General features: G+C 69.8%; 17 protein-coding genes. 13 read left to right on the forward strand and 4 right to left on the reverse strand.

Going from position 1 to position 21,965, the window contains the following annotated elements; translation table 11 throughout:
* Nucleotides 1-540 precede the first annotated feature (540 nt).
* Nucleotides 541-1,965, forward strand: coding sequence for an amino acid permease (locus tag ACWCV9_RS03220; protein WP_450783980.1), 1,425 nt, complete (start codon nucleotides 541-543; stop codon nucleotides 1,963-1,965).
* Between the two features lie 22 nt (nucleotides 1,966-1,987).
* On the opposite strand, the gene ACWCV9_RS03225 is transcribed toward ACWCV9_RS03220, so the two are convergent.
* The gene (locus tag ACWCV9_RS03225; RefSeq protein ID WP_450783981.1) at nucleotides 1,988-3,139 is read right to left on the reverse strand and encodes a CapA family protein; all 1,152 of its coding nucleotides are present in this window, start codon (nucleotides 3,137-3,139) and stop codon (nucleotides 1,988-1,990) included.
* A gap of 266 nt (nucleotides 3,140-3,405) precedes the next feature.
* Between ACWCV9_RS03225 and ACWCV9_RS03230 the strand changes: the two genes are divergently transcribed.
* The 3 genes from ACWCV9_RS03230 to ACWCV9_RS03240 all read left to right on the forward strand — a co-directional run bounded on the left by ACWCV9_RS03230 (nucleotide 3,406) and on the right by ACWCV9_RS03240 (nucleotide 5,593).
* Nucleotides 3,406-3,954 (forward strand): sigma-70 family RNA polymerase sigma factor, encoded by a 549-nt coding sequence (locus tag ACWCV9_RS03230; protein ID WP_450783983.1) that lies wholly within the window; start codon nucleotides 3,406-3,408, stop codon nucleotides 3,952-3,954.
* A gap of 144 nt (nucleotides 3,955-4,098) precedes the next feature.
* Nucleotides 4,099-4,614: a hypothetical protein gene (locus ACWCV9_RS03235; protein WP_385846097.1), complete on the forward strand. Its 516-nt coding sequence runs from the start codon at nucleotides 4,099-4,101 to the stop codon at nucleotides 4,612-4,614.
* Between the two features lie 325 nt (nucleotides 4,615-4,939).
* Nucleotides 4,940-5,593 carry a zf-HC2 domain-containing protein gene (locus ACWCV9_RS03240; protein ID WP_450783984.1) on the forward strand — a complete coding sequence of 218 codons (654 nt, stop codon included), beginning with the start codon at nucleotides 4,940-4,942 and terminating at the stop codon, nucleotides 5,591-5,593.
* 21 nt (nucleotides 5,594-5,614) lie between these two features.
* Here the strand turns inward: ACWCV9_RS03240 and ACWCV9_RS03245 are convergent, their stop codons facing one another.
* Together ACWCV9_RS03245 and ACWCV9_RS03250 are read right to left on the reverse strand one after the other, a co-directional pair.
* Nucleotides 5,615-6,478, reverse strand: coding sequence for an Fpg/Nei family DNA glycosylase (locus ACWCV9_RS03245; RefSeq protein WP_450783985.1), 864 nt, complete (start codon nucleotides 6,476-6,478; stop codon nucleotides 5,615-5,617).
* 42 nt (nucleotides 6,479-6,520) lie between these two features.
* Nucleotides 6,521-8,605, reverse strand: a complete 2,085-nt coding sequence (locus ACWCV9_RS03250) for a SpoIIE family protein phosphatase (protein WP_450783987.1) — start codon at nucleotides 8,603-8,605, stop codon at nucleotides 6,521-6,523.
* Between the two features lie 187 nt (nucleotides 8,606-8,792).
* On the opposite strand from ACWCV9_RS03250, the gene ACWCV9_RS03255 reads away from it, so the two are divergent.
* On the forward strand, nucleotides 8,793-10,214 hold the full coding sequence (locus tag ACWCV9_RS03255; RefSeq protein ID WP_450783988.1) for a lipase maturation factor family protein: 1,422 nt from the start codon (nucleotides 8,793-8,795) through the stop codon (nucleotides 10,212-10,214).
* An 11-nt stretch (nucleotides 10,215-10,225) separates the two neighbouring features.
* Here ACWCV9_RS03255 and ACWCV9_RS03260 read toward each other — a convergent pair whose 3' ends face one another.
* A complete protein-coding gene (locus tag ACWCV9_RS03260; RefSeq protein ID WP_450783989.1) occupies nucleotides 10,226-12,058 on the reverse strand; it encodes a glycoside hydrolase family 15 protein in 1,833 nt (610 codons plus the stop codon).
* A gap of 352 nt (nucleotides 12,059-12,410) precedes the next feature.
* On the opposite strand from ACWCV9_RS03260, the gene ACWCV9_RS03265 reads away from it, so the two are divergent.
* The 8 genes from ACWCV9_RS03265 to ACWCV9_RS03300 all read left to right on the forward strand — a co-directional run bounded on the left by ACWCV9_RS03265 (nucleotide 12,411) and on the right by ACWCV9_RS03300 (nucleotide 21,895).
* Nucleotides 12,411-13,862 (forward strand): glycoside hydrolase family 15 protein, encoded by a 1,452-nt coding sequence (locus ACWCV9_RS03265; protein ID WP_450783990.1) that lies wholly within the window; start codon nucleotides 12,411-12,413, stop codon nucleotides 13,860-13,862.
* Nucleotides 13,863-13,938: 76 nt separating this feature from the next.
* Nucleotides 13,939-15,840: a GMC family oxidoreductase gene (locus ACWCV9_RS03270; RefSeq protein ID WP_450783992.1), complete on the forward strand. Its 1,902-nt coding sequence runs from the start codon at nucleotides 13,939-13,941 to the stop codon at nucleotides 15,838-15,840.
* Complete coding sequence (locus ACWCV9_RS03275) at nucleotides 15,837-16,949, forward strand: ferritin-like domain-containing protein (RefSeq protein ID WP_450783993.1); 1,113 nt, start codon at nucleotides 15,837-15,839, stop codon at nucleotides 16,947-16,949. Before ACWCV9_RS03270 ends, ACWCV9_RS03275 begins: the two co-directional genes overlap by 4 nt.
* Nucleotides 16,946-17,470: a hypothetical protein gene (locus ACWCV9_RS03280; protein WP_450783995.1), complete on the forward strand. Its 525-nt coding sequence runs from the start codon at nucleotides 16,946-16,948 to the stop codon at nucleotides 17,468-17,470. Before ACWCV9_RS03275 ends, ACWCV9_RS03280 begins: the two co-directional genes overlap by 4 nt.
* Entirely contained in the window at nucleotides 17,467-18,381 is a 915-nt protein-coding gene (gene iolE / locus ACWCV9_RS03285; RefSeq protein WP_450783996.1) for a myo-inosose-2 dehydratase, read from the forward strand. Before ACWCV9_RS03280 ends, iolE begins: the two co-directional genes overlap by 4 nt.
* Nucleotides 18,382-18,383: 2 nt before the next feature.
* On the forward strand, nucleotides 18,384-19,376 hold the full coding sequence (locus tag ACWCV9_RS03290; protein ID WP_450783997.1) for a sugar phosphate isomerase/epimerase family protein: 993 nt from the start codon (nucleotides 18,384-18,386) through the stop codon (nucleotides 19,374-19,376).
* 53 nt (nucleotides 19,377-19,429) lie between these two features.
* Nucleotides 19,430-20,221 carry an MBL fold metallo-hydrolase gene (locus ACWCV9_RS03295; protein WP_450783998.1) on the forward strand — a complete coding sequence of 264 codons (792 nt, stop codon included), beginning with the start codon at nucleotides 19,430-19,432 and terminating at the stop codon, nucleotides 20,219-20,221.
* 18 nt (nucleotides 20,222-20,239) lie between these two features.
* Complete coding sequence (locus tag ACWCV9_RS03300) at nucleotides 20,240-21,895, forward strand: alpha-keto acid decarboxylase family protein (protein WP_450783999.1); 1,656 nt, start codon at nucleotides 20,240-20,242, stop codon at nucleotides 21,893-21,895.
* Nucleotides 21,896-21,965 lie beyond the last annotated feature (70 nt).

Consider the following 21,965-nt stretch of genomic DNA (forward strand, 5'->3'; position numbering starts at 1 on the left):
GCGTCCGCAGGTACGTGGGCTGGGAGTCGGGGGGCCGGTAGGCGGCGAGGTGCGCGGCCGGGGCCAGTGATGCCGATTCCCTGAGCCGGTGACACCGATGCCGGGAGCACTGCCCGGGCGTGCCGACTGGCGGGCGGGACGGGAGAGCCTCGCAGAAGCGCGACCGCAGCAGCGGGCGCGGGGCTGGGAGCCGGGAGGCCGGTAAGCGGCGAGGCGCGGGGGCGGTGAGTGGCGGGGTGCAGGGCCGGGGCAGTGACGCCGATTCCGGCGAGTTGGTGATACCGATGCCGGGGGCACCGCCCGGGCGTGCCGAGTGGCGGGCGGGCCGTAGGGCGCCGCGGCAGCGGGTGCAGGCGCGGGGGCTGGGAGCCGGGGGCGGTGAGGTGCGGGGTCCGTGCAGGGGGCGGTCTCTCCTGGCCCGCTCGGCAATAGGGTCGGAGGTGGTCCGGGTGTGATGTGCGTGGCGTCTTCCGTAGGGGTGCCGGGTGGGCCATCATGATCCGCCGTCAGCCGTTTGCCGTCGGGGAAGAGGTGAGGCGCATGGACCGGCTCCGCGCGGGTGAGGGGATTCTCCGCCGCAAACCCATCGAGCACATCGAGGAGACCGAGGTCGCCGAGGGCCCCCGGCTGGAGCGGTCGCTCGGGCTGTGGCAGCTGACCGCGATCGGCGTGGGCGGCATCATCGGAGCGGGCATCTTCACGCTGGCCGGCACGGTCGCCAACGGCATCGCCGGTCCCGCGGTGGTGGTGTCCTTCCTCATCGCCGGCCTGGCGAGCGCCTGCGCCGCGCTGTCGTACGCCGAGTTCGCGGGGCTGATCCCGAAGGCGGGGTCGGCGTACACCTACGGCTACGCGGTGCTCGGCGAGTTCGCGGGCTGGTTCATCGGCTGGGACCTGCTGCTGGAGTACACCGCGATCGTGGCGGTGGTGGCGATCGGCATCTCCGGCTACTTCGGCTTCCTGGTCCAGGAGATGGGCGCGAACCTGCCGCAGTGGATGCTGGGCGCGCCGGGCACCGGGAGCGGGCACCGGGTCGATCTGTTCGCGGCCGTGCTGTGCCTGCTGATCGCCTGGCTGCTGAACCTGGGCATCCGCAGCGCGGCCCGCTTCGAGACGGTGGTCGTGGTGCTGAAGGTACTGGTGGTGCTCCTGGTGATCGGGGTGGGCGTGTTCCACATCAACACCGCGAACTACCACCCGTTCTTCCCCTACGGCATCAGCGGTGCCTTCACCGGTGCGGCGACGGTGTTCTTCGCGGTGTTCGGGTACGACGCGATGTCGACGGCGGCCGAGGAGTCGAAGGACGCCCAGCGGCACATGCCCAAGGCGATCATCTACTCGCTGGCGATCTCGATGGTGCTGTACGTGGCGGCCTGCCTGGTGCTGACCGGCATGCAGAACTACAAGGACATCGACAAGAAGAGCGGCTTCTCCACGGCGTTCAAGTCGGTGGGGCTGGACCGGCTGGCGGATGTGATCGCAGTGGGCGCGATCATCGGCATCCTGACGGTCATGTTCACGTTCATGTTGGGGGTTACTCGTGTCTGGTTCTCCATGTCCCGGGACGGACTGCTCCCCCGCTGGTTCGCCAAGACGCACCCGACCCGGCATGTGCCGACCCGGGTGACCTGGATCGTCGGGGTGGCCTCGGCGGCCATCGCCGGATTCGTCCCGATCGCCGAGGCGGCCGAACTGACCAACATCGGCATCCTGCTGGCGTTCGTCGTGGTGTGCGCGGCGGTGATCGTGCTGCGCTACCGGCAGCCGGAGCTGCCGCGCACCTTCCGCACCCCGTGGATGCCGGTCGTGCCGGCGCTGGGGGTCGTCTTCTCGATCTGGCTGATCACGTTCCTCCAGTGGCAGACGTGGGTGCGGTTCGCGGTGTGGTTCGTGATCGGGTGCGCGATCTACTTCACCTACTCGTACCGGCGGTCGGTACTGGCCACCCGGCCCCCGGCGGCCTGAGCAACACCGGCGCCGGCACCGCTCACTCCCCCATGACCAGGCCGTCCTTGGCGGCCCCCCGGCTGAGCACCACCTCCCGGATGCGGTCCCGCACCCCCTCCAGGTCGGCGCCGTCGGCGATGGCCCGGTTGAGGTTCACGACCCGGCCGGCGTCGAGGTCGTACAGCTGCGGCACGAACTCGGCCTTGGCCACCCGCCAGCGGCCGCCGGGGCGCGCGGGCGGGGCGAAGGTGAAGCGGGCGAGGGTGGACTCGTTGCCGCGCGGGTCCTGGACGCCCCGGTCGTTGTACATCTCGCCGGCGATCTGGTCGCCCATGCCGTAGACCACCCAGGTGCCGTTGACCTTCTCGTAGGCCTGCGGGATGTGGGCGTGGGTGCCGAGGATCAGATCGATGTCCGGGCGGCCGCCGGTGGTGGCGGCGGTGAGCCGCCGGGCGAGGGCGAGCTGCTGACGGTCGGGGTCGTCCTGCCACTCGGTGCCCCAGTGCACGGAGAGGACGACCACGTCGGCACCGGCCCGCCGGGCGGCACGGGCGTCGGCGATCATCCGCTCCGGGTCGATCAGCCGGACCGCCCAGGGCTCGCCGGGGGGCTGCGGATTGCCGTTGGTGTCGAAGGTGTACGCCAGATGGGCGACCTTGGCCGGGCCCGCCCGGTAGACGGTGACCGAGCCGGCCTCGGTCTCGGTGCGGGCGGTGCCGGCGTGCTTCAGACCCGCCTCGTCCAGGGCGTCGAGGGTGCGCTCGATGCCGGCGGCGCCGTCGTCGAGGGAGTGGTTGGAGGCGGTGGAGCAGCCGTCGTAGCCGGTGGCGGCGAGGGCCTGGGCGATCTGCGGCGGCGACTTGAAGACCGGGTAGCCGGAGTAGTCGCCGTCGGCGCCGTAGACGGTCTCCATGTGGCACAGCGCCAGGTCGGCGCGGGAGACGACGGGTTCGACACCGGAGAGCATGGGCCGGAAGTCGTAGCCGTCGCCTTCGGCGTCGTAGGCGGCACGGTCGATGACGGAGGTGTGCGGCAGCACGTCCCCGGAGGCGACCAGGGTGAAGCCGCGGTCCGCCGCGGGGGCCGGGCGCCCCTGCCCGGCGGACTCCTGGCGCTCCTGGTTCTGGCAGGCGGCCGCGGCCGCGAGGACGGCGGTCAGGGCCAGGGCCACCTGCTTTCTGCGTCCGATCATCAGCTCACCCCGGGTCGTCGAACAGGCGTACATGTCGTACGGCATAGGTATCGATGTCGTATTTACCGACAAAGGGAGGACGGGCCTGTCAGGGTGAAGCTGACGCACCGGACAAATGACCCGGACGCACTCATCCACCTCCGCCCAGGACCGCCCGGGCCGCCCTGGACCGCTCGTCCGACCGTTCGCCGACCCGATCGACCGTCCGGCGCACGGCAGGGCCCGCTCCCTGTGCGTCGCCCGCGGGCCTGCGCTGCGATACGGCCATGACGGCCGGAACCTCACTCCACCCCGGGACGACGACCGCCGAGCACGAGCTGGCCGCGCTCCAGCGCGAGCACGGCGGCCCCCTGTTCGCACTGCTCCACCGGCTCTGCGACGGCGACCGGCAGCGCGCCGAGGACCTCGTGCAGGAGACCCTGCTGCGGGCCTGGCAGCATCCCGAGGCACTGCACGCCGCGGACTTCGACTCGGTACGGCCCTGGCTGCTGACCGTCGCCCGGCGGCTCGCGATCGACGCCCGGCGGGCCCGGGAGGCGCGCCCCCGCGAGATCGGGGACGCCGTGCCCGAGGACGCGCGGGTCACCGCCGACCACGCCGAGCGGGCCACCGCGGCGCTCGATGTGCGCAGGGCTGTGAAAACGCTCACCCCGGAACACCGTGACGTGCTCGTACTCGTGTACTTCCGCGGGGCGAGTGTGGCGGAAGCGGCGGAAACCCTCGGCATTCCACCGGGTACCGTGAAGTCCCGCGCCTACTACGGGCTGCGCGCTCTGCGCCGGGTCCTGCCCGGTTATGCGACCGACCTGCGGTGAAACCGAAGGCAGCGCAAAGCCTTCGCAAAGCGCCTTGCTGAGGCCCCCGTCGGGGCAATGGGCTGTTCTCATCCGCGTTCCGGGCGGGATGGCGGCCCGGGGGGTTCGGGCGACGCGCACGCACCGGAGGAAGGGCAGGAAGGGATGCTGCACAGAGGTCACGAGAGCACGGACGGCACCGGTGGCGGGGAACTGGCCGTCCCGATGGCCTGGTTGTACGCCGAGTACATCGCCGACGAGCTGCTGCGCACAGGGGATCTGATGCCGCCGGCGTCCTTCGAGTTCCGGGCCGGCCGGGACGCCCTGGCGCTGACCGTCTTCCTGTCCGACACCGACGGGGAGCTGTCCGGCATCCGGGTGATCTCCCAGCTGGAGAAGTGGCTGTCGCTGACCGCCTACGACCAGCCGTGGCAGGACTGGGTGCGCACCCGCATGGCCGAGCTGACCGAGCGGGCGGCCGCCGCCGGCACCGCCTCGCCCGACCTGGCGCTCGCCGACCAGGCCTGGCGCTGGCTGGAGCAGACCGAGCTGCTCGCGCCGGACCTGGACGCGGTGCCGGGCGGCGGGGCACTGACCGGCGAGGAGGAGGGACCGCAGGTATGGACGCCGGCCTGGCGGCTCGGCCTCCCCCTCGGACACCTGGCGATCCACCTCTTCTGACCCCCTGCGCCTTCCGCCCCCCGGCTCCCCACCCGCCGGTTCATCAGCCTGCCTCTTACGGCCCGCGGCCTTCCGGGGACGTCTCTCACCGCCCCGCCCTACCGGCCCGCGCCGTCCTCCCTCCTCGTGCAGCCCGCAGCATCCGGCCGGCAGGCCCGTTTCCGGGGCCGGAGAGTTTTTCGGGAAAGCGACCAATCCGCCGGGCCGGCCGCTCCGAATCCTCTGAGCGTGATTCTCGGCCTGGCTTGAGTGATTCGGCCGTCGGCTGCGTACGGATGGGAGCAAGGAGTAACCCCACCCCCACTCACCGGCACGAGGATTCGGCATGAGGTCCCTGGAAAGGCATCGCGACGTCGGCGCATACGCGCTCGGCGTGCTGGACGAGGCGGAGGCCTTCCGCTTCGAGGACCACCTCATGGAGTGCCCCCGGTGCGCGGCGCAGGTGACCGAATTCCGCCCCACCGCACGACAGTTGTCGCTCTACCGCCGGGCCACGCCGCGCTTTGTGCAGCCCCTGGCGCACCCCGGCCACCGGCTGCTGGACCGGCTGCTCGCCGAGCTGGCGCACCGGCGCCGGTCGGCGCGCCGCCGGCTGCTGTACGGCCTGGCCGCCTCGGTGGTGCTGGCCGCGGCCGGCTCGGGGATCACGGCCTTCGCCGGCCAGGGGGCCCCGGCCGCGCGGGTCAGCGCGGCGACCGATCCGCACACCGGGGTGTGGGCCGAGGTCACGGCCGCGGACGGGGACTCGGGCAGCCGGCTGCTGCTGCGGGTGAAGGACGGCACCGGACCGCACACCTGCCGGCTGGTGGCGGTGGGCCGCGACGGCTCCGAACAGGTTGTCGGCACCTGGCAGGAGTCCGGCCACGGCACCGCCGTCTTCACCGGACTCGGCTCCACCGCCCTGCACCCGGACCAGATCGCCCACTTCGACGTGCGCACCGCCGACGGCCGGCCCCTGGTGACCGTCAAGGCGCCCTGAAGCCTCTGCCGCCCCGCCCGCTCACTTCAGCAGCCGGGACAGCCGCCGGTCCGCGAGCGGCTTGCCGCCCGTCTGGCAGGTGGGGCAGTACTGGAGCGAGGAGTCGCTGAAGGAGACCTCGCGGATGGTGTCGCCGCACACCGGGCAGGGCTCGCCGGTGCGGCCGTGGACGCGCAGTCCGCTCTTCTTCTCCGCCTTCAGCCGCCCGGCGGCCGTCCCCCGCGAGCGCTCGACCGCCTCGGTGAGGGTGGTGCGCAGGGCCTCGTACAGCTGGTGGGTCTCCTCAGGGGTGAGGGAGGCGGCGAGCTTGAACGGGGACATCTTCGCCGCGTGCAGGATCTCGTCGCTGTAGGCGTTGCCGACGCCCGCGATCAGGGACTGGTCGCGCAGCGCGCCCTTCAGCTGCCGCCGCTCGTCCGTCAGCAGGGCGGCGAAGCGGGCCTCGTCGAAACCGGCGGCGAGCGGGTCCGGGCCGAGCCGGGCGATACCGGGCACCTCCTGCGGGTCGCGGACCACGTACACCGCGAGGCGCTTCTGGGTGCCGGCCTCGGTCAGATCGAAGCCCTCGCCGCCGTCCAGCGCCACGCGCAGCGCGAGCGGGCCCTTGCCGGGGCGGGGCGGGGTGTCCGGCAGCCGGTCCTTCCACTGGAGCCAGCCCGCGCGGGCCAGGTGGGTCACCAGGTGCAGCCCGCTGTCCGCGGCGATGTCCAGGAACTTGCCGTACCGGCGCACGGCCGTCACAGTGCTGCCCTCGAAGGCGCCGACCGGTGGGTCGTACGTCTTCAGGACGCTGATCGCGACCGGCAGCACCCGCACCACCCGGCGGCCGGCCAGGTGCTCGGCGAGGAAGTCCGCCAGCGCTTCCACTTCGGGCAGTTCCGGCATACGTCCAGGGTGCCATCAGGTACCGGCACCGCCAGCCGGGACTCAGCCGCCCGGGACGCGGAACTCGCACCACACCGCCTTGCCGCTGCCGCGCGCCTCCACCCCCCAGCCGTCGGCGAGCATCTCCACCAGGAACAGGCCGCGGCCGGAGACGCCGTCCTCGCCCGCCTCGCGGCGGCGCGGCAGGGCGCTGGAGGAGTCCTCCACCTCGATCCGGAGCCTGCGGTCACTGCCGGCCAGCTCCCGCAGGGTGACGATCGCCGAGCCCTCGGTGTGCATCAGCGCGTTGGTGACCAGCTCGTCGGCGACCAGCTCGATCTCGTCGGCCCGGTCACCCGCGCCCCACACGCCGACCGCGGCACGGATCATGTGCCGGGCCTGGGTGAGGGCGTCCGGGTCGCCGGGGGCCACATGCTGCTGGAGCCGTCCGCCCGGCCCGGCGGCCTCGGGCTCCTGGCGGTGCAGCAGGAGCAGGGCCACGTCGTCGTCGCCGCCGCGCTCCTCGGCCAGCTGGATCAGCCGGTCGGCCAGGGCACGCACGTCGTCCGGGCCGGCGCAGATGTGCTCCACGAGACTGCGCACACCGTCGTCCAGGTCGGTGCCGGGCTGTTCGACCAGCCCGTCGGTGCACAGCAGCAGGGTCTGTCCGGGGTCGAGTTCCAGGGTGCCGACCGGGTACTCCAGGCGCCCGAACTCGGCGGACAGGCCGAGCGGCAGGCCGCCGTCGACCTGGATGCGCCGACAGGTGCCGTCGGTGTCCCGGATGAACGGGTCGATGTGTCCGGCGCGCACCACCTGCACCACTCCGGTGGACAGGTCGGCCTCCGTGTACAGGCAGGTGGCGAAGCGGTCGGTGTCCAGTTCGTGCAGGAAGACGGAGGCGCGGGCCATCACGGTGGCCGGGGTGTGGCCCTCGGCGGCGTAGGCGCGCAGCACGATCCGCAGCTGCCCCATCACGGCGGCCGCGTGGGTGTCATGGCCCTGGACGTCGCCGATGACCGCGCCGACCCGGCCGCCGGGCAGCGGGATGAGGTCGTACCAGTCGCCGCCGATGTCCCGGCCGAGGGTGCCGCCGGCGGTGGCGGCGCGGTAGCGGACGGCGATGTCGGCGCCGGGGACGCTGGGGATGGTGCGGGGCAGCATGGCCTGCTGGAGGCCCTGGGCGAGGTCTTTCTCCTGCTCGTAGAGCATGGCCCGCTGGAGGCTCTGCGCGATGCTGCTGCCGAGCGCGACCAGCACCGCGCGCTCTTCGGCGGAGAAGCCGCGCCGGTCGTTGTAGAGCAGCCCGATTCCGCCGATCGGGCGAGCCTGGGCGATCAGCGGGAGGTAGGCGGCCGAGGTGATGTGCAGATCGGTGAGGTGCGGCCAGAGGATCGGGTAGTCCTCGGCGAACTCCTCCGGGGACTCGATGAACCGCGGTACGAGGGTGCGGACGACCTCGCTCATCGGGTACGGCTCGTCGATCCGGGTGACTTCCGTGCCGGGCACCGAGGCGTAGGCGGGGCCCTCCGCGACGAGCCGGATCCGGCCCGCCTCGACCAGCCCCATCACCAGGCTGGCCGCGCCGACGTTGCGGATGCCGTGGGTGTCCTTGAGGACCTCGATGACGTCCTGGACGGTGCGGGCGTGGGCGAGGGCCGCGGAGATGGCCTGGACGACGTTGGTCTGCTGGCGGAACGCCTCGTCCTGGGCGGTGCGCACGGTGCGGGCCACGCTGTCGGTGAGCTCCTCGGTGGCGTCGCGGACGACGCCGACGACCCGGCGCGGGCGGCCGGTGCCGTCCCGGCGGATGTAGCCCTGGGTGTGGGTCCAGCGCGTGCTGCCGTCCTGGCGGCGGATGCGGAAGTAGGCGCCGTAGTTCTCGCTGCCGTCCTTGATGGCGCGGGCCACCACCGCGTCCAGCCGGGCCAGCTCGGGCTGGGGCACGCGGGCGGCCAGCGACTCGATGCGGCCGTCGAATTCGTCCGGCCGCATATCGAACACCCGGTGAGCCTGGGCGTCCATGTGGTATTGGCCCGTGTCCAGGTCCCAGTCGAAGGTGCCCATGTGGTTGAGCTCCAGGATCGGGTCCGGATGGGCGGGCCAGTCCTCCGGGAGTGACAGGGCACTCGCTCCCCGATCAGCCATGCGCCCACCTTGCCAGGATTTGCCTGATTCTTCGACTCGGTCGACCGGTTGGGTGCGCGAGATGCCCCATCAGGCCATCTCCGCACTGTACGCCTATCATCACTGTGAGTGATTCCCTGCCATGGTGGACATCGCCCCCGTCCTGATGGCAACTCGAAGGGCAGACCATGAGGGAGACGACCGAGGCGTGGACTGGTTCACCGCACCCGACTACTGGCTGACCCGGCTGGTCTTCCAGCGGGCTCTGGCCGGCGTGTACCTGTTCGCGTTCCTGACGGCCGCACGGCAGTTCCGCGCCCTGCTCGGCGAGCGCGGCATGCTGCCGGTCCCCCGGTTCGTGGCGCGGGTGCCCTTCAAGCGGGCTCCGAGCCTGTTCCAGCTGCACTACTCCGACCGGTACTTCGCGGGGTGCGCCTGGGCGGGCTGCGCGGCCTCGGCGGCCCTGCTGGCCGGTGCGGACTCACTGCTGCCGCTGTGGGCCGGGATCCTGCTGTGGCTGGTGCCGTGGGCGCTGTATCTGTCGATCGTCAACGTGGGACAGACCTGGTACGCGTTCGGCTGGGAGTCGCTGCTGCTGGAGACGGGCTTCCTCGCCGCGTTCCTCGGCAACGGCACGGTGGCTCCGCCGATCGTCGTGCTGTTCCTGCTGCGCTGGATCCTGTTCCGCGTCGAGTTCGGCGCGGGGCTGATCAAGCTGCGCGGCGACGCGTGCTGGCGCAAGCTGACCTGCCTGGACTACCACCACGAGACGCAGCCCATGCCGGGCCCGCTGAGCTGGTTCTTCCACCATCTGCCGAAGCCGCTGCACCGGGTGGAGGTGGCCGCCAACCACGTCACCCAGTTGGCCGTCCCGGTGCTGCTGTTCACCCCGCAGCCGATCGCCTCGGGCGCCGCCGCACTGATGATCGTCACCCAGCTGTGGCTGGTCCTCTCGGGCAACTTCTCCTGGCTGAACTGGATCACCATCGTGCTCGCGCTGTCCGCGCTGCGGCTCCCGGCGACCGCGCCGCAGGTCCCCGCGGCGCCGCTGTGGTACGAGGTGCTGCTGCTCGCCGTCGCCGCGCTGCTGCTCTTCCTCAGCTACCGCCCGGCGGCGAACATGGTCTCCCGGCGCCAGGTGATGAACCGCTCCTTCGACCCGCTGCACCTGGTCAACACCTACGGCGCGTTCGGCAGCGTCAGCCGGGTCCGCTACGAGGTGGTGGTCGAGGGCACGCTGGACGAGGTGCCGCGGGAGGACTCGGACTGGCGGGAGTACGAGTTCCGCGGCAAGCCCGGCGATCCCCGGCGCTGGCCGCGCCAGTTCGCGCCGTACCATCTGCGCCTGGACTGGCTGATGTGGTTCGCGGCACTGTCCCCGGCCTATGCCGGCGACTGGTTCGGCCCCCTGGTGGAACGCCTGCTGGAGAACGACCGCGACACCCTGCGGCTGCTGCGCCGCTCCCCCTTCCCGCCGGACACCCCGCCCCGGCACATCCGCGCCCGGCTCTTCCGCTACCGGTACACCACCTGGCGGCAGCTGCGGGAGACGGGCGCCTGCTGGGAGCGGACGTATGTCCGTGAGTACCTTCCGCCAACCCGCTTGGCGGGGGCGGTACGGCAGTCGTAGGCGGGAGCGGGCTACCGCCGGTCGAGCGCCCTGTCGAGGGTGAGGGCGGCGTCGATGAGGGCGAGATGCGTGAAGGCCTGGGGGAAGTTGCCCAGTTGGCGGCCGGTCGGGTCGATCTCCTCCGAATACAGGCCCAGATGGTTGGCGTACCCCATCATCTTCTCGAACACCAGCCGTGCCATGTCCGTCCGCCCCGCACGGACGAGAGCGTCCACGTACATGAACGTGCACAGCGAGAAGGTGCCCTCCGAGCCGCGCAGTCCGTCGGGCGACGCCTCCGGGTTGTAGCGGTAGACGAGGCTGTCACAGACCAGTTCCCGGTCGATGGCGTCCAGCGTCGAGGCCCACATCGGGTCCTCGGGGCTGACGAACCCGACCGTCGCCATGCGCAGCAGTGAGGAGTCCAGCACCTCGCTGCCGTAGTGCTGGACGAAGGCCTGCCGTTCCTCGCTCCATCCCTTCGTCATGACCTGTTCGTAGACGGCGTCCCGCTCGGTCTGCCAGCGTCCGGCCGCCGACGGCCAGCCGTTCGTCTCGGCGAGCCGCAGCGCACGGTCGAACGCCACCCACGACATGACCCGGCCGTAGGTGTAGTCCTGGCTCCCGCTGCGGGTCTCCCAGATCCCCTGCTCCGCCTGGTCCCAGTGGTCGGCGAGCCAGTCCAGGTCCTCCCGTATCGACGTCCACCCCTTGTACCCGACCCGGATTCCGCGCTGCTGCGCGAAGTAGATGCTGTCCAGGGCCTCGCCGTAGATGTCCAGCTGGAGCTGTGTCGCGGCGCCGTTGCCGATCCGTACCGGCGCGGAGCCCGCATAGCCCTCCCAGTGGTGGAGGATCTGCTCCTCCAGGTCGGACGAGCCGTCGACCCTGTACATGATGTTGAGCGGGCCCGTGGTCCCGCCGGCCCGCTCCTTGACCCGGTCGGCCAGCCAGCCGATGAACGCCCGGGCCTCCTCCGTGAAGCCCAGCCCGAGCAGCGCGTAGACGGAGAAGGAGGCGTCCCGGATCCAGGTGAAGCGGTAGTCCCAGTTGCGCTCGCCGCCCAGTTTCTCCGGGAGAGCCGCCGTCGGGGCGGCCACCACGGCGCCGCTCGGGGCGAACGTCATGAGTTTCAGTGTGATCGCGGAACGGTGCACCATCTCCCGCCAGCGTCCGGTGTAGCGCGACTGCGCCAGCCAGGAGCGCCAGAACGCCGCGGTCTCGTCGAAGAGCCGTTCGTACGCGTCCAGGCGGATCTCGGCGGGTGGTCCCTCGGCGCCCGTCTCCAGGACCAGTCCGCGCTGCTGACCGGCCTGCAACGTCAGCGACAGTTGCAGATCGGCACCCTGGTCGGTGAAAACGTCGACGAGCCGCTCGTCCTCCGGTTCCCGGATCGGGTGCACGGTGAGCGCCGCGCCGTCCTCCGCGGCGAAGACCGCGCCGTGCCCGGTGATGTGCAACTCGTGCTTGCTGCGGCCGTAGTCGAACCGCGGGGCGATCTCCACCTGGAAGGTCATGCTGCCGCGCACACAGCGGATCAGACGCACCAGCCGGTGGCGGGAGGTGGCCCGCGTACCGGTCACGGGCATGAAGTCGACCACCTCGCCCGCGCCCGCCTCGGTCATGAACCGGGTGACCAGCACCGCCGTGTCGGGCAGGTACAGCTGCTTGGTCGCATGCGTACGGTGCACCGGCCGGACCGTGCAGTGCCCGCCGTTCTGCTGGTCCAGCAGCGCCCCGAAGACACTCGGCGAGTCGAACCGCGGGGAGCAGAACCAGTCGACGGCTCCCTCGGTGGTCACGAGCGCTGCGGTTTGCAGATCGCCGATGAGACCGTGGTTCTCGATCAGCGGGTAACCGTCCATCGGGGCGCCCCCCTTCGGTGTCGGCTTCACCTGGACGCACGGCACGGGAATGGACAGCGAGCACCTTCATTTCCATCAAAGCACTCGTGGGATGGCCCGCAACACGGCTGCCCGGCGGGCGCAGGGGCCGTACCCGGCACCTGCCCACGGCTCACGGCTCACGGCTCACGCGGCGATCGTGAGGGTTCCGGCGTATCGTGGGTGACGCGGCAGTGGTCTGCGCGCCAGGCTTTTGCCGGCAGCGACACCGACTCGCAGCTTGATCATCGAACCCCTCGAACCATCTACGGCCTCTTGCGCCGTCCATCTGGCTTGGCTGCGCCGGAAACCCTTCTCTGCGACGAGTTCAGACATGTCCGAGTCCCCCACGCCCGACAGGCACACCCGTACCAACCGGCCGACCCGAGCGCGGGCCAGCGTGCGGATCTCCCTCGCCCCGGGAGCGGTCGACCCCCCGGGAGCGATTGATCTGCCCTCGCTCGCGCCGATCATGTACACCTTGATGTTCCGCAACATCGCGAGTGAAGGTTTCGTATTCAGCAATCCCCGGTCGCTGTGCGACATCTCCCGCGACTCCAAGCCGGGGTGCATCATCGCGTCCCCGTCCTTCCCCATCCTGACCCCCGGCATCGACCAGGACTACGTCTACAACTGGGTGCGCGACGGGGCCATCACGGCCATGGAGGTGGCCAAGGCCGACGTGCCCATGGACCCGGAGGGGACGGTTCAGACGCTCAACGACTACGTGCAGTTCGCCGACCGCTGCCACTCCAACGCCGAGGCTCCATGGACCCCGGGTCACGCCTGCTTCGACATCACCGGCGATGTCCGCAACCCGTGGAGCGAACAGAACGACGGTCCGGCCCTCCAGACCATCACCCTCCTGGCCGCCTACGACCGGCTCGACCCCGGCACCGGCACCCAGAAGCTGGCGGTCGACCTCGTGAACTCCAACGTGGCCTACCTCCTCGACGTCTACGAACGCCCCACCATGAACCTGTGGGAGGAGCACAGCGGATACAGCTTCTTCGCCCGCTCCGCCCAGCGGCGCTGCTTCGAGGAGGTCCAGGCCTCGACCGTCGCCGGCGTCGAGAAGCCGGACGAGCTGGCGCCCGCCATCGTCCGGCTGAAGAAACTGCTCGACAGCCACTGGGACGGGAGTACGAGGACGTACATCAGCGTGCTGGCCGACCCCGGTAACGGGGCCGAGCCCTCGCCCGAGAATCCCGTCGTCAGTGGATACGACCCGAACATCGACATCGTCCAGGCGGCCCTCTACGGCGCCGTTCCCGTCGACGACACCAAGCTGCTGGCCACAGCGGCCCAGCTGCGCTCACAGTGGGAGGAAGGCGGCATCGCCTTCTACCCGATCAACAAGGCCGACAAAGAACAGTTCGGTATCGGGCCGCTGTTCGGCCGCTACCCGGGCGACGCCTACGACGGTGACACCGCGCACCCGGTCCTCGGCGGCCACCCCTGGGCCCTCTGCACGTGCAACGTCGCCGAGCTGCACTACCAGCTGGCCGCCGAGATCAAGCCGAGCGCCAAGGTCCCCGTGGACGACCTGTCCGCACCCTTCTTCGCCCAGTCCGGCATCGACAAGCAGACGGATCCGGCAGCAGCCGCCGAGAAGCTGACGGCCACGGGCGATGCCATGGTGAAGGCCGTCGTGTACCACAGCGACCATCTGGAGCTCTCCGAGCAGTTCGACGGCACCACCGGCTACGAGCGCAGTGTCCGCAACCTGACGTGGAGCTACGCCGCCTATCTGTCCGCCATGCGAGCCAGGGCCGAGGCCGTGTGACCGTGGCCGAGCGACTCGGATCCCTGCCGCCACGCCAGTCCCCGGCTGTGCCTGGCAGAGGAGGAGTGACTGCCTCATGTACGCGAAGTTCCCCCAGGGGGCGACGAAGCGCACCGACCCCGAGGCCGCGGCGAACGTCCTCTACGACGTCGTCATCGTCGGCGGCGGCATCTCCGGCTCCCTCATCGCCCTGCGGCTGAGCGAGGCCGGCAAGAGGGTGCTGATGCTCGAAGCCGGCCCGGCGGAGGACCTCACCCTGAGGGGATACGAGCGCTATCTCGACCGGTTCTACTCGGCCATCAGCAAGGACAACCAGGCCCCCTACCCGGCCGTACCGAACGCCCCGATGCCCCGGGGCACCGACGCACGGCCCATCACCCCGGGGGCGCCCGACGCCTCGTCCTACATCGTCCAGAGCGGGCCCTTCGCCACCGACACCACCTACACGCGGGTCCTCGGCGGCACCACCATGCACTGGGAGGGCAAGACGCTGCGCATGCTGCCCGAGGACTTCCGGATGCGCACGCTCTACGGCGAGGGGGCGGACTGGCCGCTCGGCTACGAGGACCTCGCCCCCTACTACAACGAGGCGGAACGCGAGATCGGGGTCTCCGCCGACGTGGCGGACCAGGCCTACCTCGGGATCGCCTTCGACGAGGGCTATGTGTACCCCATGAAGGGGCTGCCCCTGTCCTACCTGGACCGGATGGTCGCCAGGGACGTCGACGGGATGCCTGTCGAACTCGACGGAGAGCGGCGGGAGTTGCGCGTCCGGCCGTTCCCGCAGGGCCGGAACGGGATACCGAACCCGGCCTACGACGGTGGGAAGGGCTACATGCCGCGGGGGGCGGTGAGCGCGTACCAGGTCGAGGTCGGCGGGCGGTGCCAGGGCAACAACAACTGCGTGCCCCTCTGCCCGGTGCAGGCCAAGTACAACGCCGGGAAGACGCTCGCACTGGCCCTCCAGAGCGGCCGGGTCGATCTGGTGGCGCAGGCGGTGGCCTACAAGGTGCACATCGACGAGCACACGCGCCGGGTGACCGAGATCGAGTACCGCCGCTATGCGCGGCCCGACAGCCCCGGCTTCACCCCGGCGAGGGCCCGCGGTCGGCTGTACGTCCTCGCCGCCAACGCGGTGGAGAACCCCCGGCTGATGCTGGCCTCCGGCCTGCGCGGTTCGAGCGGCCTGATGGGGCGGAACTTCATGGACCACGCCTATCTGCTGGCGTGGGGTCTGCTGCCCAAGGTGGCCGGCACCTTCCGTGGCACGAACTGCACCGGCGGCATCACCGACCTGCGCGGGGGCAGCTTCCGCAGCCGCCAGGCGGCGTTCAGCATCGACATCCACAACGACGGCTGGGGCTGGGCCCGGGGCGCGCCGATGACCGATCTGATCGACCTGGTGGACTCCGCCGGCCGCTACGGCGAGTCCCTCCGCCAGGGCCTGGTGGACCGGGTGTCCCGCCAGCTTCAGCTGGCGTTCATGGTCGAGGTGCCCGCCGACCCGAGCAACCGGGTCACCGTGAGCCCCGACTTCACCGACCAGCTGGGGAACATGCGGCCCGTCCTCAGCTACGGGATCCCCGAGTACACGATGCGGGGAGTGGCGTACGCCCGGCAGCTGTCGAAACGGATCTTCGCCCGGCTCGGGGCCGAGGACCATACCGTGTACGACCCGAACTTCTGGGGCTACACCGTCCATGACGGAGTGGGGTACGAGATCCGCGGGGGCAACCATCTCGCCGGCACCCACCTGATGGGCGCCACCCCGCGGACCTCGGTGGTCGACGCGGACCAGCGGTGCTGGGACCACGAGAACCTGTACCTGGTGGGCGGGGGCAGCATGCCCACCGTGGGCACGTCGAACGTGACGCTCACCGTCGCCGCCCTGTGCCTGCGCAGCGCCCGGGCCATGCTGGCCCAGCTCGACTCCGAGACCGCACCGATCAACGCGACCTCAGGGGAGGTGGCCCGGTGACCGCGTCGACCATCGAGAACCGCGACGACCTGATCAGCTACCTGAACGCGGCGATGGCGCTGGAACACGCGACCATCCCCCCGTACCTGACCGCGTACTACTCCATACGCTCGACCACCAACTCCGACGCCGCCCACATCATCCGGGTGGCCGCGGTGGAGGAGATGCTGCACCTGACCCTCGTCGCCAACGTCCTGAACGCCATCGGCGGGAGCCCCGACCTGACCCGTCCCGGCTTCGTGCCGTCGTATCCGGCCTATCTTCCGGACGGCGAGGACGACTTCACCGTCGATCTGCGGCCGTTCTCCCGGGAGGCGGTGGAGACGTTCTGCAAGATCGAGCGGCCGGGCAAGGCCCCCAGTGCCGACGCACGGCTGCTGAGGACACCGGCCGGCGCGACTCCGCTCCTGATCTCCAGTCCCACGGCCGAGGGGCTGCGCTTCTACAGCATCGGCGAGTTCTACGAGGAGATCATCGAGGGGCTCGAAAAGGTGGCGGCCGGCGACCCCAAGCTCTTCTGCGGGGACCCGGCCCTCCAGGTGGGGCCCGAGTACTTCTACTCGGGCGGCGGGGTGATGATCGTCGTCACCGACCTCGACTCGGCCCAGCGGGCGCTGCGTTTCATCGCCGCCCAGGGCGAGGGCCTCGATTCGGGCATGTACGACGCGGACGGGGAGCTGGCCCACTACTACCGGTTCCGGCAGCTGCTCCTCGAGCGCTACTACCAGGTCGGCGACCACCCCGATGAACCCTCGGGGCCCGCGCTGAGCATCGACTGGGACGATGTGTACCGGGTGAAGGTGAGCACCCGGCTGACCGACTACCCGGCGGGATCGGAGCTGGCCCGTGTCGCCCGGGACTTCAACGCCGACTACGGGGCCTTCCTCGCCCTGCTGACCAAGGCGCTCAACGGGCAGCCGGACCTCCTGGAGGAGGCCGTCTGCGAGATGTTCCGCCTGCGGGACGGGTTCAACCGGCTGGTGCGCACACCCCTGCCGGGCAGCGGCGGCCTGCACGCCGCTCCCACCTTCGAGATTCCGGCCGCGGCCGGGCCCGATCCGCAGGGCCCGGCGGGTGCCGGCGGGACCGTCGAGGGGGTGACGCGATGACTGCGCCGTCGTTCGAGGAGTTCCTCTGCCTGTCGGTCGACCTCACCGCCTTCGAGGAGACCGATCTGCTGGGCACCGGCATGGCCCACACCTATCTGGCGAAAGTGCGGGCCGCCTGCGGCGACGAGATCGTCACCACCCTGCTGGAAGCGCACCGGGCGGCCCGGGCCGAGGCAGCGGGTGATGCCGGGGACCGTGCTCGGACCCCGCTCGACCGGGATGCGTTCGACGTGGCCCTGCGCCACCGGATCTTCAGCGACGACCGGCTCGGCCCGGTGGCCCGCAATGTGATCAAGCTCTGGTACGCCGGGATGTGGTACGCGCTGCCGCCCGAGTGGGTCGACCGCTACGGGGCCCATACCGCGGCGCGCACCTCCACGGTCACCGCCGCCTCCTATCAGGAAGGGCTGCTGTGGCGGGCCATCGGGGCCAATCCCCCCGGTGCCAAGGCACCCGGATACGGCTCCTGGGCCCAGCCGCCCCGTATCGAGGAGCGCTACCTGAAAGGGGCGACACGATGAGGGATCCGGCCGACCGCCTCAGCCCGGACACGGTGAAGCTCGGCGTCTGCTGCACCCTGTGGTGGAACGACGACTTCCCCGGCATCGACGCCGGTATCCCCTTCGGCCAGGCCGTGAGCGAGATGGCGCTCGCCGGCTTCGAGGGATGCAGTATCGGGCACAAGTACCCGACGGACGCCGCGGAGCTCAAGGCCGCTCTCGATCTGCGCGGCCTGCGGGTCTCCGAGCCCTGGACGAGCACGTACTTCACCATCAGCAGGATGCGGCGGAAGACGATCGCCGCCTTCGAGGAGACGCTGGCCCACATCAGGGCACTGGGCGGGACCGAGCTGGTCGTGGCCGAGTTCGGCGCCTCGTCGCACCTGCTTCCGGTGGACGTGTTCGCCAACCGCCCGGTCTTCACCGACGCCCAGTGGGACGACCTGACGTCGGGCCTGGACGAGCTGGGCAAGATCGCCTGCTCGGCCGGGATGAGGCTCAGCTATCACCACCACATGGGCACCGGCGTCATGACCCGGGCCGACATCGACCGGCTGATGGATTCGACCGACCCGCACCTGGTCCATCTGCTGCTCGACACCGGGCACGCGGCCTTCGCGGGCGACGACCCGCTGCTGGTGGCCCGGGCCCACGCCGACCGCATCGGCCACGTCCACCTGAAGAGCATCCGGCCCGAGGTCGTGAACCGGGTGCGCGACGAGGGCCTTTCCTTCCAGGAGGCCATCGCGCTCGGCGTCTTCACCGTGCCCGGAGACGGCGCGATCGACTTCCGGCCCATCCTCGACGTGCTGGCCGCAGCGCAGTACCAGGGGTGGCTGGTCGTGGAAGCGGAGCAGGATCCGAACAAGGCCGTTCCGCTCGAGTACGCCAAGAAGGCCCGCGCCTACCTCACCGACGTTCTGGGCTGGTGACGATGAACGCGAAACGACGAGACGTGTTCTTCAGCTTCTTCATGTTCACGGCCGACCTGCGGCCGCTGGACGCACGGTACACGCGAACCCTGATCGATCACCTGGACGCCCTGACCGCCATGGGCTACGACGGCTTCGACGTGCATATCGCCGCCCAGCCCCCGACCGTCGTGCACAAGCTCGAGGTCGACAGCTATGTCCGCCTCAGGAAGGCGTTCGACCAGGCCGGGTTCGGCGGGGTGAGGTTCACCACCAATGTGGGGACCACGCGGACCTTCGACCCGACGTCCCCGTACGAGGAGCAGCGCAGGCAGGCTCTGTCCTACCTGAAGTCACGCGTCGACATCACGAGCGTCCTGGGCGGCGACTCGATCATGTCCGGGCCGTTCCTCTACCCCTACGGGGTCTTTCCGGTCACCGACACCGATGAGCCGATCTGGAGCGACGCCCTGCAAGACTGGATGGAGCCGCGCTACGACGCGGCGCGTTCCGTCTTCGAAGAGCTGGTGGAGTACGCCACCGCGCAAGAGGTGAAGCTCGCCGTCGAACCCGTCAAGAGCTGGGAGACGCCGCCACCCAACATGGTCTCGGAAGCACTGGACTTCCTGGAGGGCCTGGAGCACCCGCAGGGCGGCGTGACGATCGACACCGCGCAGCTCGTGATGGAGAGCCAGGGTCCGTCGGTCCTCAAGGACAACGTCAGACGAGCCGTGGAACAGAAGCGGCTCTACTACGTCCATATCTCTGCCCCCGACCGGGGCGCGGTGAAGGACAGCTGGATCCCGTGGGACACCGTCCTGAACGAGATCGAGCCGGTGTATCAGGGGCCGTACCTGATCGAAGTGTTCAACGCGATCCCGCCGTTCGACCGCTCCATGCGCATGGCACGCCGGCGGTTCTGGCGACCGGGCGAGGACGACGCGGTGCCCGGCAGGGACAGCGCCTACGACGTCGCAGAGGCCGCGCTGGAGGAGCTGCGGTCGCGGATCCCATAGCCTCCGGGAGGTTTCGCATGCCGGGTCAGCTGTCAGATCCCATCGTCATGGTCGTGAAGCAGACGGACGATGTCCGTATTCACACGTTCGTCGCGTCCTTCGCGTACAGCAATATCGCGAACGCCACGCACATCATAGAGACCAAGAACCAGCTGGTTCTCGTCGACGGGCAGTTCCTCGCCCCCTATGCGAGGGCGTTCCGGGACTACGCGGACAGTCTGGGCAAGCCGATCGAGCGGCTGTACCTCTCTCACCGGCACCCCGACCACTGGTTCGGTCTGGGGACCGCGTTCACCGACATCACGGTCCACGCGCTGTCCGAAACCATGACCTTCATCCACGACCACGGGGAGGAGTCGAGAAGCGACCACTGGAAACTCGGTGACCTCGCCCCGGAGCGCATAGTGGTGCCGAAAGAAGTCGCCCGTCCCGGTGAGGAGACGATCGACGGGGTCAGGTATGTCCTCGACCGGGTGACGGATACCGAGATCGACTACCACCTCACCGTGGAACTCCCCGACCTGGGCGTGTTCTTCGCTCAGGACCTGGTCTACAGCGGCACCCATCTGTATCTGACGAAACACATGGACCACTGGATTCGGGTGCTGCAAGGAATCCTGGCGTCGGACTGCGAGTTGATCATGCCGGGCCACGGCTTGCCCGCCGACAAGAACGAGGTCGCCCGCAACATCGAGTACCTCGCCGCCGCACAACAGGCCATCGGCAACGGGCTGGTGGACGACGCCTTCAAGGACTTCCTGCTGCAACGGTATCCGGAGCGGAAGTGCCCGGGAATCTTCGACATCTACATGCCCCGGCTGTTCGGCGGCGCGAGCGACTACTGACCACGGAGGTGTTCCGCCATGAACGAGGGCTGCACTGTAGGACAATACCTGGTGGACCGCCTGCGCCAGCTCGGTCTGGAGCACCTGTTCGCCATCGCGGGCGACTACTCGATAGAGTGGCTGAACCGGTATGTCGCGCCCAACGGAATCGACATCGTCGAGGAAGTCAACGAGGTGAACGCCGGTTATGCGGCGGACGGCTATGCACGGCTGAAGGGAATCGGCGCCCTCTGCGTCACCTACTCCGCGGGGGCGCTGTGTGCCGTGAATGCTGTCGCCGGCGCCTATGTCGAGAAGGTGCCGCTGGTGCTGATCAACGGCACACCGAGCGTCAAGAAGACCATCACCTTCGAGCAGACCGGCTTCAGTGCGCATCACTTCATCAGCGGACGCCAGACGGATCTTCAGTCCTTCGAGCATCTGACGGTCGCGGCTATACGGATCGACAATCCGGACCTCGCACCGACGTTGATCGATTATGCGCTGACCCAGTGCATCAGCGAGCGGCGTCCGATCTATATCGAGCTGCTCCAGGACATGGTCGACCTGGAGTGCGAGCAGCCGAGAGGCGAGCTGAAGCCGGCCAGGATCCTGTCGGACGAGACCAGCCTGCAACAGTCGGTGGACAGGATCTGCGCACGGCTCGCAAGCGCCGAGAACCCGCTCGTCTGGCTCGGTGTGGAGATCGACCGGTTCGGCCTCCAGGACAAGGCCCTGAGTCTGATCCACCAACTCAACGTCCCGTTCGTCACGGAACTCCTGAGCAAGGCGGTCGTCTCCGAGGACGACGGGCTGTTCGTCGGCGTGCTCGACGGCCAGGCATCCTCGACGGCCGTGACGAGTCTGGCGGACCAGTCCGACTTCATCCTGGCCCTCGGCGTGTGGCTGACGGACATCAACTCGCTGGGCTGGGACCCGGACTACGACAAGACGGCGTTCGCCTCGTTCGACGCGGTCAAGTTCGGAACCTTTTTCGGCGGCCAGGTCGCGCTCGAGCACCTGGTCGACGACATCCTGGCGAGACAGATCGAACGCAAAGAGCGCAAGCTCCCGGACAAGCCGGCGCACAGCGTGCCGACCGGGGGCGATACCGACGTCATCACGTACCAGGGGTTCTACACCTACATCCAGCAGTACGTCGACACCAACACCATCGTGAGCGCCGACGCGAGCATGAACTATTTCGGGAGCCTGCTGCTCGATGTGCCCAGGCCGGGCGGGTTCGTCGTGCAGTCGTCCTACTCGTCGATCGGTTACAGCGGACCGGCTGCGACGGGGATCTGCCTGGCGAAGGGGCCCGAACAGAGGGTCATGGTCTTCTCGGGTGACGGCGGCTTCCAGATGACCGCCCAATGCCTCTCGACACAGACCCGGTTCGGGCTCGATCCGATCATCTTCGTCATCGACAACGGCGTCTACGCCGTGGAGCAGTGGCTCGCCGACGCAGGGATATTCCATTCCGACGAACCGTTCTACAAGCCCTGTCTGCTGCACCGGTGGAAGTACAGCAAGCTGGCAGAGGTCTTCGGCTGCCGGGGGTGGGAAGTGGGGACGTACGGCGAGTTGCGGGATGCCGTGACGGGTGCGCTGGAGAACACCGACGGCCCGTCCCTCATCCAGGTGCATGTGCCCGAAAAGACGATCCCCGACAATGCGAACTGGAAAGCCCATTGACAGGGTGTCAGGGCAGCGTCGTACTTGTCAGACCAACCGCGCCACCCACCCCCTCAGCTCCAGGCTGATC

This window comes from Streptomyces sp. NPDC001606, assembly GCF_053596835.1.

Excerpts from the sequence above, each read along its gene's own strand:
- ACWCV9_RS03240 (WP_450783984.1), top strand. The coding sequence starts at position 4,940 with ATGAGGTCCCTGGAAAGGCATCGCGACGTCGGCGCATACGCGCTCGGC.
- ACWCV9_RS03235 (WP_385846097.1), top strand. The coding sequence starts at position 4,099 with ATGCTGCACAGAGGTCACGAGAGCACGGACGGCACCGGTGGCGGGGAA.
- ACWCV9_RS03290 (WP_450783997.1), top strand. The coding sequence starts at position 18,384 with ATGAACGCGAAACGACGAGACGTGTTCTTCAGCTTCTTCATGTTCACG.
- ACWCV9_RS03220 (WP_450783980.1), top strand. The coding sequence starts at position 541 with ATGGACCGGCTCCGCGCGGGTGAGGGGATTCTCCGCCGCAAACCCATC.
- iolE (WP_450783996.1), top strand. The coding sequence starts at position 17,467 with ATGAGGGATCCGGCCGACCGCCTCAGCCCGGACACGGTGAAGCTCGGC.
- ACWCV9_RS03225 (WP_450783981.1), bottom strand. The coding sequence starts at position 3,139 with ATGATCGGACGCAGAAAGCAGGTGGCCCTGGCCCTGACCGCCGTCCTC.
- ACWCV9_RS03245 (WP_450783985.1), bottom strand. The coding sequence starts at position 6,478 with ATGCCGGAACTGCCCGAAGTGGAAGCGCTGGCGGACTTCCTCGCCGAG.
- ACWCV9_RS03230 (WP_450783983.1), top strand. The coding sequence starts at position 3,406 with ATGACGGCCGGAACCTCACTCCACCCCGGGACGACGACCGCCGAGCAC.
- ACWCV9_RS03300 (WP_450783999.1), top strand. The coding sequence starts at position 20,240 with ATGAACGAGGGCTGCACTGTAGGACAATACCTGGTGGACCGCCTGCGC.
- ACWCV9_RS03250 (WP_450783987.1), bottom strand. The coding sequence starts at position 8,605 with ATGGCTGATCGGGGAGCGAGTGCCCTGTCACTCCCGGAGGACTGGCCC.
- ACWCV9_RS03270 (WP_450783992.1), top strand. The coding sequence starts at position 13,939 with ATGTACGCGAAGTTCCCCCAGGGGGCGACGAAGCGCACCGACCCCGAG.
- ACWCV9_RS03265 (WP_450783990.1), top strand. The coding sequence starts at position 12,411 with ATGTCCGAGTCCCCCACGCCCGACAGGCACACCCGTACCAACCGGCCG.
- ACWCV9_RS03280 (WP_450783995.1), top strand. The coding sequence starts at position 16,946 with ATGACTGCGCCGTCGTTCGAGGAGTTCCTCTGCCTGTCGGTCGACCTC.
- ACWCV9_RS03260 (WP_450783989.1), bottom strand. The coding sequence starts at position 12,058 with ATGGACGGTTACCCGCTGATCGAGAACCACGGTCTCATCGGCGATCTG.